This window comes from Janthinobacterium sp. 67 (genome assembly GCF_002797895.1).
Classification (GTDB): Bacteria; Pseudomonadota; Gammaproteobacteria; order Burkholderiales; family Burkholderiaceae_D; genus Janthinobacterium.
In genome coordinates this window covers 2,493,065-2,506,921 of record NZ_PGES01000001.1, presented here as the reverse complement: position 1 = coordinate 2,506,921, position 13,857 = coordinate 2,493,065, and the positions used below count along the sequence as shown (strand labels likewise).

14 protein-coding genes are annotated in these 13,857 nt (G+C 61.7%); 1 reads left to right on the top strand and 13 read right to left on the bottom strand.

The genetic code is table 11. The features are described from left to right. Positions 1-20 precede the first annotated feature (20 nt). Positions 21-743 (top strand): glutathione S-transferase, encoded by a 723-nt coding sequence (locus CLU90_RS11255; protein ID WP_198511196.1) that lies wholly within the window; start codon positions 21-23, stop codon positions 741-743. A 44-nt stretch (positions 744-787) separates the two neighbouring features. Here CLU90_RS11255 and CLU90_RS11250 read toward each other — a convergent pair whose 3' ends face one another. The 13 genes from CLU90_RS11250 to CLU90_RS11190 all read right to left on the bottom strand — a co-directional run bounded on the left by CLU90_RS11250 (position 788) and on the right by CLU90_RS11190 (position 13,630). After that, the gene (locus tag CLU90_RS11250) at positions 788-988 is read right to left on the bottom strand and encodes a heavy-metal-associated domain-containing protein (RefSeq protein WP_034750458.1); all 201 of its coding nucleotides are present in this window, start codon (positions 986-988) and stop codon (positions 788-790) included. A gap of 83 nt (positions 989-1,071) precedes the next feature. After that, positions 1,072-2,013, bottom strand: a complete 942-nt coding sequence (locus tag CLU90_RS11245) for a bestrophin family protein (RefSeq protein WP_100427951.1) — start codon at positions 2,011-2,013, stop codon at positions 1,072-1,074. Positions 2,014-2,263: 250 nt separating this feature from the next. Beyond that, a complete protein-coding gene (gene yidD, locus CLU90_RS11240) occupies positions 2,264-2,701 on the bottom strand; it encodes a membrane protein insertion efficiency factor YidD (protein WP_269800060.1) in 438 nt (145 codons plus the stop codon). A 114-nt stretch (positions 2,702-2,815) separates the two neighbouring features. Next, positions 2,816-3,490 carry a site-2 protease family protein gene (locus tag CLU90_RS11235; protein WP_100427949.1) on the bottom strand — a complete coding sequence of 225 codons (675 nt, stop codon included), beginning with the start codon at positions 3,488-3,490 and terminating at the stop codon, positions 2,816-2,818. A 137-nt stretch (positions 3,491-3,627) separates the two neighbouring features. Continuing rightward, complete coding sequence (locus tag CLU90_RS11230) at positions 3,628-5,430, bottom strand: PhoH family protein (protein WP_092710557.1); 1,803 nt, start codon at positions 5,428-5,430, stop codon at positions 3,628-3,630. 289 nt (positions 5,431-5,719) lie between these two features. Continuing rightward, positions 5,720-6,190, bottom strand: coding sequence for a peroxiredoxin (locus tag CLU90_RS11225; RefSeq protein WP_092710554.1), 471 nt, complete (start codon positions 6,188-6,190; stop codon positions 5,720-5,722). A 76-nt stretch (positions 6,191-6,266) separates the two neighbouring features. Continuing rightward, positions 6,267-7,226: a polysaccharide deacetylase family protein gene (locus tag CLU90_RS11220; RefSeq protein ID WP_100427948.1), complete on the bottom strand. Its 960-nt coding sequence runs from the start codon at positions 7,224-7,226 to the stop codon at positions 6,267-6,269. Beyond that, a complete protein-coding gene (locus tag CLU90_RS11215; RefSeq protein WP_070290550.1) occupies positions 7,226-8,278 on the bottom strand; it encodes a bifunctional UDP-4-keto-pentose/UDP-xylose synthase in 1,053 nt (350 codons plus the stop codon). Before CLU90_RS11215 ends, CLU90_RS11220 begins: the two co-directional genes overlap by 1 nt. A gap of 21 nt (positions 8,279-8,299) precedes the next feature. Continuing rightward, entirely contained in the window at positions 8,300-9,217 is a 918-nt protein-coding gene (locus CLU90_RS11210; RefSeq protein WP_100427947.1) for a formyltransferase, read from the bottom strand. Further along, entirely contained in the window at positions 9,217-10,212 is a 996-nt protein-coding gene (locus CLU90_RS11205; protein ID WP_092711297.1) for a glycosyltransferase, read from the bottom strand. The genes CLU90_RS11210 and CLU90_RS11205 overlap by 1 nt, the downstream gene beginning before the upstream one ends. A gap of 11 nt (positions 10,213-10,223) precedes the next feature. Further along, positions 10,224-11,360, bottom strand: a complete 1,137-nt coding sequence (locus CLU90_RS11200) for a DegT/DnrJ/EryC1/StrS family aminotransferase (RefSeq protein ID WP_100427946.1) — start codon at positions 11,358-11,360, stop codon at positions 10,224-10,226. 207 nt (positions 11,361-11,567) lie between these two features. Continuing rightward, positions 11,568-13,241 (bottom strand): glycosyltransferase family 39 protein, encoded by a 1,674-nt coding sequence (locus CLU90_RS11195; RefSeq protein ID WP_100427945.1) that lies wholly within the window; start codon positions 13,239-13,241, stop codon positions 11,568-11,570. After that, positions 13,238-13,630, bottom strand: coding sequence for an Mth938-like domain-containing protein (locus CLU90_RS11190; protein WP_092710540.1), 393 nt, complete (start codon positions 13,628-13,630; stop codon positions 13,238-13,240). Before CLU90_RS11190 ends, CLU90_RS11195 begins: the two co-directional genes overlap by 4 nt. Between the last annotated feature and the right edge of the window lie 227 nt (positions 13,631-13,857).

The window sequence follows — 13,857 nt, the reverse complement described above, 5'->3', positions numbered from 1 at the left end:
GTAAATCGACGGAGGTGGGTATGGCGTTTGAACTGTACTACTGGCCCACGATACAGGGGCGCGGCGAATTCATCCGGCTGGCCCTGGAAGAGGCAGGCGCCGAGTACCGCGACGTCGCCCGTTTGCCTGAACGCCAGGGGCGGGGCGTTCCCGCCATGCTGGCCTGCCTCGACGGCGGCAGCACGCCGCACGCGGCCTACGCGCCACCCGTGCTGCGCGATGGCGAGCTGCTGATCGGCCAGACGACGAACATCCTGTTCTACCTGGGACGGCGTTTGGGCCTGGCGCCGCGCGCGGAAAGCGGCCGCTTGTGGCTGAACCAGCTGCAACTGACGATGGCCGACTGGCTGACGGAAGTGCACGACACGCACCATCCGCTGTCGGTGAATCAATATTACGAAGAGCAAAAACAGGCAGCCCTGCTGCGCAGCGCGGATTTCCGAGAAGCACGCTTGCCCAAGTTTCTCGATTATTTCGCGCAAGTGCTGCTGAACAGCCGGGGTCAGTATCTGGTGGGGTCAAAACTCACGTATGGCGACCTGTCGCTGTTCCAGATGCTGGCCGGCTTGCGCTATGCCTTTCCGCAAGCCATGGCGCGTCTTGCGCCCGAATATTCCGCCTTGTCCGACTTGCACGATGCCGTGGCGGCGCGGCCGAACATTGCCCGTTACCTGCGCTCGAAGCGCAGAATCCCATTTAACCAGGACGGCATCTTCCGCAATTACCCCGAACTGGACGGATAAAAAAACAGCCGGCGCAAAGGCCGGCTATTTTGTGTGCGTGTGGTTTATTGCGCGCTGGTAACGGGAAAGCCCGCCTCCACGATGGCCGCGCTGATGGCGCCCAGTTCGGCGGGCGATTCCACCGTGACGCGCTTGCTGGCCAGGTCGATCTGCACCTGGGCTTGCGGATCGATGGCTTGCACCGCTTTCGTGACCGAGCCGACGCAATGGCCACAGCTCATGTTTTCAACTTGTAACTGGTACATGGCAAGCACTCCTTCAATGGTTAAGTGTGTCCACTGTAAGCCTTCCCCCGATGGTAAGGTCAAGGGGAAAGCTGCCGCAGGAATCAATTCAGCAGGAAATCGACGGCTTGCATGGGCGGCGGCACATTGTCGTCCTGCACGGATTCGCGCAGGCTGATTTCGATGGCGCGGCACATGGCCGACAGGGGCAGATCGTTGGCATCCTCGCCGAACGGTTCCTCGATCTCGTCGCCCAGCGCATCGAGGCCAAAGAAGGTGTAGGCGACGATGGCGACGACGAACGGCGTCATGAAACCGAGCGAATCGACGAGGCCAAAGGGCAGCAGGAAACAGTAAAGGTAGGCCGTGCGGTGCAGCAGCAGCGAATACGAAAACGGAATCGGCGTGCTGCGGATGCGTTCGCACGAAGCGCCTGCGCCCACCATGGCGGAGACCGTGTTATCGATCTGCGTGGCGAGGATGCTGTCGATGCGGCCTTGGCGGACGCAGTCGGCCAGGTCGTGACCCATCTGCAGCATCAGGTAGTCGGACGGGTTCGCCGCCCTGCAGGCCGCTGCCCATTCGGCCGGGCGCAGCAGCGGCTGCAAGTCGGCAGGTCCGCGCGTGTCGCGCAGCTGGTGGCGCAGCGCATGGCAAAAGGCGATGGTGCGGTAAATCATGCGCACGCGCACGTCTTCCAGGCCCAGTCTGGCGTGGGCCGGCGTGTCGCTGCGTATCATGGTCTGGCACTGGCGCGAGAAATTACGGCTGCGCAAGACCAGTTCTCCCCACAGCTTGCGCGCTTCCCAGTAGCGGTCGTAGGCTGCCGTGTTGCGAAAGCCGAGGAAGATGGCCAGCGGCAAGCCGATCAGGGTAAACGGGATGGTCGTGAGGATCACCTTGTGGTCGAACAGGGTGCCGTGGCACCAGGTGACGAGCGTGGCGATCAGGGTATTGACGATCAGCGTGATGCGGATGCGCGGCAGGACGGAGCCGCGTACGACGAGGAACAGCCTTAGCGCCGACGGACGCTCGCGCACGATCATGCTGTGCTCCCGGTTTGGGATTGGGCTGGCGGGGAAACACGGGGCCGGTGATCGCTAAGAGGGGAAAGACGAAACGGCAATTGCCGGGAACAAAAAGCCCGCGATGTATGCGGGCTGAGCTGGGTGTGCATGGGAAGCAGAGTAGGGGAGACGGCTTGAGTATAGGCCGCCGTTTCTCTTCAGGCCAATTCACAGTGATAATGGGTATTATTCATTTCATGAATGAATATTTCATTTATATGTGTAAATTTCAGCTTTCCGGGGTCTGTCCCTGCCGTATCTTCTTGCGGTGTTCTTCCTGCTGCCGTTTCAGTGCGGCACTGGCTGCATAGTCGTTGCGAAACCATGTCTTGCCTCGGCCCGGCCGGGAGCAATCAGCCAGGCTGGCCACGTCGGCGCAGTCGCAGGCACAGTCGACCATGGGTATGTCGCAATCGCAATACCCTGCCTGTGCCTGGCGGCGCGCACTGCGCCGCGCCTGCGGATGCAGCGCGAGGTGCTGGCGATGCCGCTCGCCGCAGGCGCGCAAGCGGCGTTGCAACAAAGGCAGGCCCGCGCGCAAGCCGTGGCGCGCGATGACCTTGTCGCCGTAGGCGGAACAGCTGTCGCGTCCCGTGAGCACGCGGTAGGCGCAGGAGAACCCCTTCCATGGTGACAGGTAGTGCTGGTAGGCGCGGATGGCCCACAGGGCCAGGTGTTTGCCACAAGTGTCGAATGAGAAAATGCCAGCTCCTTTGCCGGGGGCGTCAAGACGGTGGTGCGAGCATACGACAAGTGTCCAAAAAATAATAGCGCCAGCGGCCTAGGTAGCCATGATTTTCCAGCCATACCAGCCGAACGCGACCACCCACGCCAGCAAGATCGCCAGCCCCGGCAGCAATAGCCATTTTGTCGCCGTTTCTTCCCACGCCACGTACGGCTTGCCGCCGCGCGCGATGGCCAGCAGTGCCTGGCCCCCGTTCAGGCCGGCAAACGGCAGCAGGTTGAACGCGCACAGTTTCAACGAGAACAGGGCGAACACGAGCGCAAAGCCGTGCGTGCGGACAAACCGTTCTCCATCACCCAGCAATGCCTGCGCCGTCGACAACGGTGCCAGTGCACCGTGGATGATTTGTCCGAAGGCAGCGGCAAAGCGCTCCCAGCCCGAGGCTTCCAGGATGCCCAGCGACAAGGCCAGCAGCACTCCCACGCCGCTCAATGGCAGCAGCACCTGCTTCCACAGCGGCTGGAAGTTATAGGCGTCCAGGCAGCGATCATCGTCATACAAGGTTTCCTCGCGCGTATCTTTCAGCACCACATTGCCGGCCAGGGGCAGCAGCTTGACGTGCACTTTCCCCCAGGTCAGCAAAGTCGGGCCCACGCCATAGCTGATGCTGCGCACGGTGATGCCCATAGCGCGGGCGCACGCGGCCATGACGGAAATGTGGATCAGCATGAAAAGGATGAAACAGAGCAGTAACTGGAGGGCGGGAGCCATCGGATATGGTTTCCTGAAAGAAAGGAGCGGTATTAGAACATGCCGCCACGAAAAGCTGCGCACATGAAAAAAGCCCCGGTTGCATCGCTGCAGCCGGGGCTTCGAATGACGGGGCGGCTCGCGCCGCCCGCTACGATTTACAGTACTTCGCTGGCGTGGTCGGCCAGGCGCGAACGCTCGCCGCGGGCCAGGGTGACGTGGCCGCTGTGGGTCCAGCCCTTGAAGCGGTCGACCACGTAGGTCAGGCCGCTCGAGCCTTCCGTCAGGTATGGCGTGTCGATCTGCGCGATGTTGCCCAGGCACAGGATCTTCGTGCCGGGACCGGCGCGCGTGACGAGGGTCTTCACCTGTTTCGGCGTCAAGTTCTGCGCTTCATCGATGATGAGGAACTTGTTGACGAAGGTGCGGCCGCGCATGAAGTTGAGCGACTTGATCTTGATGCGCGAGCGGATCAGGTCTTGCGTTGCCGCACGGCCCCATTCGCCGCCATCGGAGTCGGACTTGTTCAGCACTTCCAGGTTGTCGTCGAAGGCGCCCATCCATGGCGACATTTTTTCTTCTTCCGTGCCTGGCAGGAAACCGATGTCTTCACCGACCGGCACCGTCACGCGGGTGACGATGATTTCATTGTAGAGCTTGGTTTCCAGCACTTGCGCCAGGCCGGCGGCCAGGGCCAGCAGGGTCTTGCCGGTACCGGCCTGGCCCAGCAGGGTGACGAAGTCGCATTCCGGATTCATCAGCAGGTTCAGCGCGAAGTTTTGCTCGCGGTTGCGCGCCGTCACGCCCCACACATTGTTCTTCGTGTGGCTGAAGTCGCGCAGGGTTTGCAGCACGGCCGTCTTGCCGTTGATCTGTTTCACCTGGCCGTAGAACGGCGTTTCGCCGTTTTTCGGTTCCAGATAGATGAACTGGTTGACCAGCAAGGATGGAATGAACGGGCCCGTCACGCGGTAGAACGTCGAACTGTAGCCGTTCTTGCTTTCCTGCCAGGATTCCATGTCCTTGCCATGCTTGTTCCAGAAGTCGTCCGGCAATTGCACGATGCCCGAGTACAGCAAGTCCGTGTCTTCCAGCACATGGTCGTTGAAGTAATCTTCGGCCGGCAAGCCCAGGGCACGCGCCTTGATGCGCATGTTGATGTCTTTCGACACCAGCACGACAGGGCGGCCTTCCTGTTCCGACTCGAGCGAGCGCACGACGGCGAGGATCTGGTTGTCGGCTTTGCCCACTGGCAAGCCAGCCGGCAGGTCGGCGCTTTGCAAGCGCGTCTGGAAGAACAGACGGCCCTTGGCGTCCTTGTTGCCCAGCTTGGACAGCAGGATGCCGTGTTCGATGGCGTCGTCGTCCGTGTTGCTGATCAGGGCGTCGAGCGTGCGCGAGACCTGGCGTGCATTGCGCGCCACTTCCGTCATGCCCTTCTTATGGTTGTCCAGCTCTTCCAGGGTCATCATCGGCAGATACACGTCGTGTTCCTCGAAGCGGAACAGCGACGATGGATCGTGCATCAGCACGTTCGTGTCGAGCACGAACAGCTTGCTGATGCCGCGCTGGTCGGCGGCGCGGCTGGCGGACGACTTGAGCTGGACTTCCACAGGCTTGTGCTTGGCCGGGTGCGGTTGCTCGGCTTGCTTGACGGACTTGATCGGCGTGACCTTGCTTTTTGCCGCAGGCTTGGCTTTCGCCGCAGGAGCAACGGCCGCAGGCGCGGCGACGGCTGGCGCAGGCGCCGGCTTGGCGACCATCAGGGCCGCCACTTGCTTGATCTTCGTGGCCGCATTGCGGACCGGTTTGGCGACGTCGGCGATTGCCGCTTCAATGATCGGTGCAGCCACTTTCTTGGCTGCCGGGGTTTTGGTGGCCGGGCGCGCTGCGCCTGCGGTTGGGTAATCTTGGGTGGCCAGGATGGTGGCTGGCTTGCTCGGTAATTTTGGCAGTGGCATCAGGATCTCAATCAAAAAATTTCTGGAATGAATCTCCCATGGGCAGCCAGCTTCTGGCGGCACTTCTCATGGGGGGATGCGAGGGGAACAACAATGCTACAGGACGAATAACTGCCGGGAGGCCGGCAGCAAGGCCGGTCATGGACGCCATAGCCGGGCTGCAGGCCCGCCTGGCGGAGTGGGTGGAGGCGCTTCGTTGACTCAAAATGGCGATAGGTACCGTGAACTGAACTGCGGTTGAACTAGGCTCGCTGGAAGCCGGCAACACGCATTGGATCAACATGGACGATCAATTCAGATGCGCTACGAATTCCAGCACTTCTTCCACGTGAGTTGCGACCTTCACGCCTCTCCATTCTTTCACCAATCGGCCCTGGGCGTCAATCACAAACGTGCTGCGCTCGACGCCACGGACCGTCTTGCCGTACATCTGTTTCATCTTCATGACGTTAAACAGCAGGCAAACGGCTTCGTCCGGGTCGGAAATGAGCTCGAATGGCAGCTCCAGCTTGGCTTTGAAGCTTTCGTGCGAGCGCAGGGAATCGCGGCTGACGCCGTAGATTTCCACGCCGGCGGCGACAAATTGCGGATAGGCATCGCGGAAGGCGATGTTTTCAGTGGTGCAGCCAGGGGTGTTGTCCTTCGGATAGAAAAACAGCACCGTGGCCTTGGCCGGGCGGCCCAGCAATTGAAAGGTTTTGCCGCTGGTCATGGCGGCGCTAAAGTCGGGTATGCTAACGAGGGATTGGCTATCAGCCACAGGTTCTCTCCTGAACGGTGATCATCAGCGCTGTTTTTTTAATCTGGCAACGCATCCAGATGCAACAATACAGCATTCAGGCCGCTTTGCCCTGCACAATCAGGCGTCCCGAACGCCCGGGCAGCTCATCCCAGGTGATGGGGCACACGGGCAAGTCCGACTCTTTTATCTTTTCATAATAATCGCCCATCGCCGCAAACTGGTAGCCCTGGGCTTTCCAGCCAGCCAGCAGCTGTTCGAAAATGGGGGCGAGTTTCTGTCCTTCAAGTTCCGCGTGCAAGGTATACACGTGATCACGCGGATTGTCCGCCGTCAAGGACAGGATGTGCGCGGCAACATTGCCGGTGGTGATCAGTTTGCCGTCGATTTCGCAGCCCAGCAGCTCGTCCAGGGTGGGCAGGGTGGTGGGCAGTTGCACGCATTGCAGGATGGTGTTGCCGTTGCGCACGCGGTGCGGGCCTTGCGACGGCTGCGCCATGGCGCCGCGCGCGTCGAGCATGGCGCGCCCATCGGAGGCAAAGCGGTAGCCGGCCGTGTCGTGTTCGACAAAGGCGCTGACGTTCATTTGCCAGCCGGCCGCGCCGTGCGTGTGCGGCTTGGCGCCAAACACTTGCTCGTAGCGATTGGCGGCCTTGCGCATCATGTTGATGGTCCAGGCGGCGTTGCGCCTGGCCACGTTGTCTTGCCACAGGGTGTGATCCCAGGTGTGGATGCCGCACTCGAAACCGGCATCGCGCACGGCGCGCAATTGCGCCGCGCATTGCTTGCCGATATCGGGTCCCGGCAGCAAGGTACCGTACATCAATGTTTTCAAGCCGTAGTGTTCGACCACCGACGTGCGCGACACCTTGCTGAAAAAGCCGGGCCGCAAGGCGCGCCGCAGGGCCCAGCCCGTGTGGTCGGGGCCCAGCGAGAACAGAAAGGTGGCCTTGGCCTGGTGCGCGGCCAGCATGCGCACCAGATTGCCCATGCCTTCGCGGGTGCCGCGATAGGTATCGACGTCGATTTTCAGGGTCAGGAACGGCTTGCTCAACATTAATCCATCAGGGCTTTGGCTTGGGCTACCTGGCTGCGGTAGGCGTCGAAAATATTGCGCAGGGAATCGGCCATCGTGGTGGTCGGCGCCCAGCCCAGTTCTTCGCAGGTGTTCGTGATTTTCGGCACGCGGTTCTGCACGTCCTGGTAGCCGGCGCCATAGTAGGCGCCCGAGGTCGTTTCCACGATTTTCACGTGTTTCGCGCCTTCGGCGTATTCCGGGTATTCGGCGGCCAGGGTCAGCATCATGCCGGCCAGATCGCGGATCGAATAGTTGTTGGTCGGATTGCCAATGTTGTAGATCTTGCCGCTGGCGATGCCGTTCTTGTTGGCGATGATGCGGATCAGCGCATCGATGCCGTCGTCGATGTAGGTGAACGCGCGTTTCTGCGCGCCGCCGTCGACCAGCGAGATGTTTTCTCCGCGTACGATATGGCCGAAGAATTGCGTCACCACGCGCGAGGAACCTTCTTTCGGCGTGTGGATCGAATCGAGGCCCGCGCCGATCCAGTTGAATGGACGGAAGAGGGTGAAGTTCAGGCCTTCCATGCCGTAGCCCCAGATCACGCGGTCCATCAGCTGCTTGGCGTTCGAATAGATCCAGCGCGGCTTGTTGATCGGGCCGCAGATCAGTTCCGAGTTTTCCGGGTCGAATTCTTCGTCATGGCACATGCCATACACTTCCGAGGTCGACGGGAAGACCAGATGCTTGCCGTACTTGGCGGCCGAGCGGACGATGGGCAGGTTGGCTTCGAAGTCCAGTTCGAAGACGCGCAGCGGCTGCTTGACGTAGGTCGACGGCGTGGCGATGGCCACCAGCGGCAGGATCACGTCGCATTTCTTGACGTGGTACTCGACCCATTCCTTGTTGATCGTGATGTCGCCTTCGAAGAAGTGCATGCGCGACTTGTAGTTGTCATCTTCCAGCAATTCCGTGATGCGGTCCGTGTTCATGTCCATGCCGTAGACATGCCAGTCGGTGGTTTCCAGGATACGCTTGGACAGGTGGTGGCCGATGAAGCCGTTGACGCCTAAGATGAGGACTTTTTTCATGTGAGATTCTCTTGAGTGATATCAGTGTGTGCTGACGCGGGCGGTCAGACTTGCTTGCAATTGCTGAGCCGAAATCGGCTCCCCGCCAGCCCTCAGCGCGGAAATGGCCAGCATGCGGCCGTCTCCGCAGACGCCAAAGACGCAATTATCCACTACCGCCAAGCCCGGTGGCAAACTTCCTGCTGAATGCTTGCTTAAACGGGCTTTTTCGATGATGTAAATGACATTGTTGACTTCGGTGAAGGCGCCGGGATAGGGCGGCGCGACGGCCCGGTGCAGGTTGTAAACCTGCTGCGCGGGTAACTTCCAGTCGATGCGGCCATCGTCGGGCTTGCGTCCGCCAAAATAGCCGCCCTGGCGCAAATCGTTGAGCTGGCGCGGCGCGGTGCCGTCCAGCAAGGCTGGCAGCACGCCCCACAAGGTTTGCTCCGCCGCCACGGTGACCTTGCCGAAGACTTCAAACGCCGTGTCGTCGGGCAGGATGGGCACGGCCGTCTGCGCGACGATGGCGCCGGCGTCCGGCTTGACCGTCATTTCATGCAGGGTGGCGCCCGTTTCCGTGGCGCCTTGCAGCACGGCCCAGTTGACGGGCGCGCGGCCGCGGAACTGCGGCAGCAGCGAGCCGTGCATATTGTAGGCGGGCGCCACTTCCAGGATGCTGGCCGGCAGCATGTGACGGTAGTAAAAGCTGAACAGCATGTCCGGTGTTGCCGCCTGCACCTGGGCCAGCAGTTCGGGCGCGCGGGCGTCCAATGGCGTGATATAGGGGATGCCTTCGGCCTGGCACAGGTCCGCCACGGATTCGAACCACAGGTTTTCCGTGGGGCTGTCTTCGTGCGTGACGACGAGGGCGATATCGACGCCGCCGGCCAGCAGCACCTTGATGCAGCGTACGCCCACATTGTGGTAGCCGAAGACGACGGCGCGCGGGGCGCCCATCAGCGGCCCACCTGGCGTTTTTCCAGGCGCACGTACGATGGCGCCTCGGCTTCCGCCTGGACCATGCCGTCCTGCAAGATGGTTTGCACCACGTAGCGGGGACGGGCGCGCACTTGCTGGAAGATGCGTCCCACGTATTCGCCCACGAGGCCGATGCCGAACAGGATCACGCCCATCAGGAAGAAGGCGATGGCGAATAGGGTGAACACGCCCTGCGCCTCGGCGCCGAACAGGAAGCGGCGCGCCAGCAGATAGATCACCAGCCCGGCGGAGCTGAGCGACAGCAGCATGCCCAGCATCGAAAAGATTTGCAGCGGAATCAGGGAAAAGCCCGTGACCAGGTCGAAATTGAGGCGGATCAGGCTGTACAGCGAGTATTTCGACTCGCCGGCTGCCCGTTCCTCGTGCTCGACGGTAATTTCCGTGGGCTTGCGGGCAAACGTGTAGGCCAGGGCGGGCACGAAGGTGTTGACTTCGGCACACTGGTTGACCAGGTCGATCACGTTGCGGCCGTAGGCGCGCAACATGTTGCCCTGGTCCGTGATCTTGATGTTGGTGATGCGCTCGCGCAGCCGGTTCATCATCTTCGACGCCAGGGTGCGCCAGGCGGAATCCTGGCGCTTGCGCCGGATCGAGCCCACGTAATCGTAGCCTTCGCGCATCTTTGCCACGAGGTTACCGATTTCTTCGGGCGGATTCTGCAGGTCGGCGTCGAGCGTGACCATGATCTGCCCGCGCGATGCCTCGAACCCGGCCAGGATGGCCATGTGCTGGCCATAATTACCGTTGAACAGGACGACGCGCGTGACGTCGGGGCGCTGGCGGAACTGTTCCGCCAGGATGGCCACCGAATTGTCGCGGCTGCCATCGTTGATGAAGATGATCTCGTAGCTCGTCTGCAGGGCATCGAGGGCCGGATACAGGCGGGCGAACAGGCTGGCCAGGCCATCCTGCTCGTTGTAGATCGGAATGATAACGGACAGTTCAGGTTTCATCGGCGCGCTGCTCATTTGATGAGTATGGATTTGACGGTGGCGACGGCGCGTTCCACGTCCTGTGTCGTCATGGCGTAGAACATCGGCAAGGTCACGGTCAGGCGGCCGATCTTTTCCGAGACGGGGAACATGCCCTCGGTAAAGCCGCGTTCGCGGTACATGGTAAACAGGTGGATCGGTGCGTAATGATAGCCCGTTCCCACGTTTTGTTGTGCCATTTGCTGCATGAAGGCGGCGCGCGTGCCGGGGCCGTTGTCGGGCAGGATGATTTGGAACAGATGCCAGTTGCTGTTGTCAAAATCCTGCACGGGCAGCTGGGCGCCGCTCTGCGCTTCGAAGTCGCTGCCGAATTGCTCAAAGTAATGGCGCGCCAGCGCGCGGCGGTGGGCCGTGATGGCGTCGATATTGGCGAACTGGCCCAGGCCGATGGCGGCCATGATGTCGCTCATGTTGTATTTGCCGCCCAGCACGTCGACGTCGATGCCGTCGACGCCGCTGCGGGTGACGCCCTGCAGCCGGTATTTCTCGGCCAGCTTCGCTTCTTCCAGGTTGTTCAGGACAAGGCAGCCGCCTTCGCCCGTCGTGATGTTCTTGTTGGCCTGGAAGCTGAACGAGACGAAGTCGCCAAATGCACCGATGCGCTTGCCTTTCCACGTGGAGCCGAACGCTTGCGCCGCGTCTTCGACGACCCGCAAATTGTATTTTTCAGCAATCGCGTACAGGCGGTCCATGTCGACGGGCAGGCCGGACAGGTAGACGGGGATGATGGCTTTGGTGCGGGGCGTGATGGCCGCTTCCAGCTTGTCGAGGTCGATATTGCGCGTGACGGGGTCGATATCGGCGAACACGGGCGTGGCGCCCACTTCGATGATGACGTTGGCCGTCGCTACCCACGACACGGGCGTGGTGATGACTTCGTCGCCGGGGCCTATGCCGGCGATGCGCAGCGCGATTTCCATGGTGCAGGTGCCCGAATTGAAGGTGCGCACGGGACGCCCGCCGAAATATTCGGACAGCTGGGCTTCGAAGGCCTGCACTTTCGGGCCGCTGGTGATCCAGCCCGAGCGCAGCACGTCGCCGACGGCGGCGATGGTCGCCTCGTCGATGGTGGGTTTGGAAAAGGGCAAAAAGGGCAGGGTAGAGGTCATGGCGCGGTTCTTGGGTCGGTATTGTGTCAGGGTATCAGTGTCGCCGAGGCTGCCAGTGCGGTCAAAAGACGCTGGCAGGCATGGCTATTTTATATCGTCAGTATGGCGGCGCAGCCCCTTCAGCGGTGAAAAATCTCGCTGATGCGGGGGGCGGGGCAAGCTGGGCCGGGAGGCGCGATCCGTGCTGCGTCGCGCCCCGTTATCCATTTATTTATTGGCAATGACCATGCGGCGCGCATCTTCGGCAATCACACGCATGGGCACGCCACGTTGTTGCAGTTCCTTGTAACGGTCCAGGCTGATAATGGCCATGTCGTGCACGCCGGCGTTGGCATCGTTCGTCCATTGCGTGATGAAAGGTTCGATGGTCGGGATCGACAGTTCCGGCTGCTGTTTCAGGCCAAACGTGAATTCATCCCAGTAATCGACGAGGATCACGGGCCGCTGCAGGTAATACGTCAGCGACTGTTCATAGATGCCGACCGAATACAGCTTGGTATCGGCCGTCAGTTCGGCCTGGATCTGCGGCAGCATGTCGGTGCCCGCGCGGTTCTGGCCATACAGTTCGGAGCCGGCCAGGATGCAGTGCGTGGCCAGGAAACCGGCGCCGGCAATCGTCAGTACCGTCATGTCGCGGCGCAGCTGGCGTGCATGCAGCAGGGCCAGGGCGCCGCCTGCCAGGGCGAAGAAGCCGGCCGCCATCAGCCATGGCTGATAGCCTTTCAAGGCGATCAGGGCGGCCGGATCGCGCGCGCTGGCCTTGCCGAACGCGATCGGCCCGCCGATCAGGATGGCCGCGCCCAGCACGCACAGCAGGCCGGCGGCGAACAGGCGCTGGCGGCGCGATGCCGATTCCAGATACAGCGCCACCAGCAAGGCCAGCGCCGGGAAGATGGGCACGATATAGCCAGGCAGCTTCGAGGTCGAATAGCTGAAGAAGAAGAAAATGAAGACGGCCCAGACCAGCAGCATCAAACGGGGCTGGAAGGCGCCTTCCTGGCGCTGGAAGGCGGCGGCCAGGCTTTGCGGCAGCAGGCCTATCCATGGCAGGATGCCGGGAACGAGCAGCACGAGGAAGTAGTACCAGGCGCCTTCGCGCTTGTGGCCCTTCATCAGGAAGCGCTGGAAATGCTCGTGGATGAAGAAGAAATGCGGCTGTTCCGGATTGCGCAGGGCGACCAGCACGAACCATGGCGTGGCGATGGCGAAGAACACCAGCAAGCCCTTGGCCAGGTGCAGACGCGTCCAGATGCGCCAGTCGCGCGCGCACAGCGAATACAGCACCAGCACGGCGCCCGGCAGGACGATGCCGATCAGGCCCTTGGCCAGCACGGCCAGCGCCATGGCGGCCCAGCAGGCCAGCATCCAGTTGCGCCGCTCGGTCGCCGTGGCGTCGTCGCGCTGGGCGACCAGCAGGCTGCCCAGGGTGAGGGTCATCATGCCCGACAGGCCCATGTCCAGCGAATTGATCTGGCCCGAAGCGAGCCAGAACAGGCTCGACGCCAGTACCAGGCCCGCATACAGGCCCACGCGCGGGCCGAAGACTTTCTTGCCCGCGTAGGCCGTCATGCACACGCCGATGATGCCGCACAGGCCAGTCCACAGGCGTGCCTGCCACTCGCCCAGGCCGAAGGCGGCGAAGGTCAGCGCATTCATCCACGTTTGCAGCGGCGGCTTTTCAAAGTACTTGATGCCGTTCAGACGCGTGGTGATCCAGTCGCCCGTGACGAACATCTCGCGCGCCATCTCGGCGTAGCGGCCCTCGTCGGGCGGCACCAGGGTGCGCACGCCCAATGCGTACAGGGTGACGACGATGAAGATGCCCAGCAGGGACCACATCAGCACCCGCGACGAGTGCAGTTCGTTGACATTGATTTTCATGCGGCCTTGCCTGCGGCCGGGGCCAGGATCAGCGCCAGGGTGACTTTGCGGCCTTCGCCCATGAGGATATTGTAGGTGCGGCAGGCGGCCTGGCTATCCATGCATTCGACGCCGATGCGGCGCATGGTCAGCGCGGCCGTCAGTTTCGGGTGCACGAAGCGCTGGCGTTCGCCCGTGCCGAGGATGACCACGTCGGGAGCGTCGGCGAGGATTTGCGCGAAATGCGCCTCGGTCAATTCTTCGAAACTGGCGACGTCCCAGGCCCGCGGCGCTGTTTCCGGCATGACGATCAGGCTGTAGTTGTACGGCTGGGCATTGATCTCGACGCCGTTTTCGTCATAGCCGGTGACAGTCTGGTATTGTTGGGTGCTGCTGGCGTGGAGTTTCATGGCGATATCGGGGCTGGTCGTGTCGGTTGATCGGTGCGCGCGCGGCCAAACTGGGTGCCGCGGCCAAGGGCGCAAGCATGCCATAAATGACAAAAAAGAGCGACTAAAAAGCAACTTCCTTTCCAAATCGCAATGTTCGGCGCCACAGTGGCGCCGCATGCTTGCGCCATGGTAATGGCGCAAGATTAAGGGAAGATGAAGATGGCGCCCGCCGGATTGGTGTCCGG

Excerpts from the sequence above, each read along its gene's own strand:
- CLU90_RS11235 (WP_100427949.1), bottom strand. The coding sequence starts at position 3,490 with ATGGCTCCCGCCCTCCAGTTACTGCTCTGTTTCATCCTTTTCATGCTG.
- CLU90_RS11190 (WP_092710540.1), bottom strand. The coding sequence starts at position 13,630 with ATGAAACTCCACGCCAGCAGCACCCAACAATACCAGACTGTCACCGGC.
- CLU90_RS11210 (WP_100427947.1), bottom strand. The coding sequence starts at position 9,217 with ATGGGCGCCCCGCGCGCCGTCGTCTTCGGCTACCACAATGTGGGCGTA.
- CLU90_RS11205 (WP_092711297.1), bottom strand. The coding sequence starts at position 10,212 with ATGAAACCTGAACTGTCCGTTATCATTCCGATCTACAACGAGCAGGAT.
- CLU90_RS11245 (WP_100427951.1), bottom strand. The coding sequence starts at position 2,013 with ATGATCGTGCGCGAGCGTCCGTCGGCGCTAAGGCTGTTCCTCGTCGTA.
- CLU90_RS11220 (WP_100427948.1), bottom strand. The coding sequence starts at position 7,226 with ATGTTGAGCAAGCCGTTCCTGACCCTGAAAATCGACGTCGATACCTAT.
- CLU90_RS11250 (WP_034750458.1), bottom strand. The coding sequence starts at position 988 with ATGTACCAGTTACAAGTTGAAAACATGAGCTGTGGCCATTGCGTCGGC.
- CLU90_RS11195 (WP_100427945.1), bottom strand. The coding sequence starts at position 13,241 with ATGAAAATCAATGTCAACGAACTGCACTCGTCGCGGGTGCTGATGTGG.
- CLU90_RS11255 (WP_198511196.1), top strand. The coding sequence starts at position 21 with ATGGCGTTTGAACTGTACTACTGGCCCACGATACAGGGGCGCGGCGAA.
- CLU90_RS11200 (WP_100427946.1), bottom strand. The coding sequence starts at position 11,360 with ATGACCTCTACCCTGCCCTTTTTGCCCTTTTCCAAACCCACCATCGAC.
- CLU90_RS11215 (WP_070290550.1), bottom strand. The coding sequence starts at position 8,278 with ATGAAAAAAGTCCTCATCTTAGGCGTCAACGGCTTCATCGGCCACCAC.
- CLU90_RS11230 (WP_092710557.1), bottom strand. The coding sequence starts at position 5,430 with ATGCCACTGCCAAAATTACCGAGCAAGCCAGCCACCATCCTGGCCACC.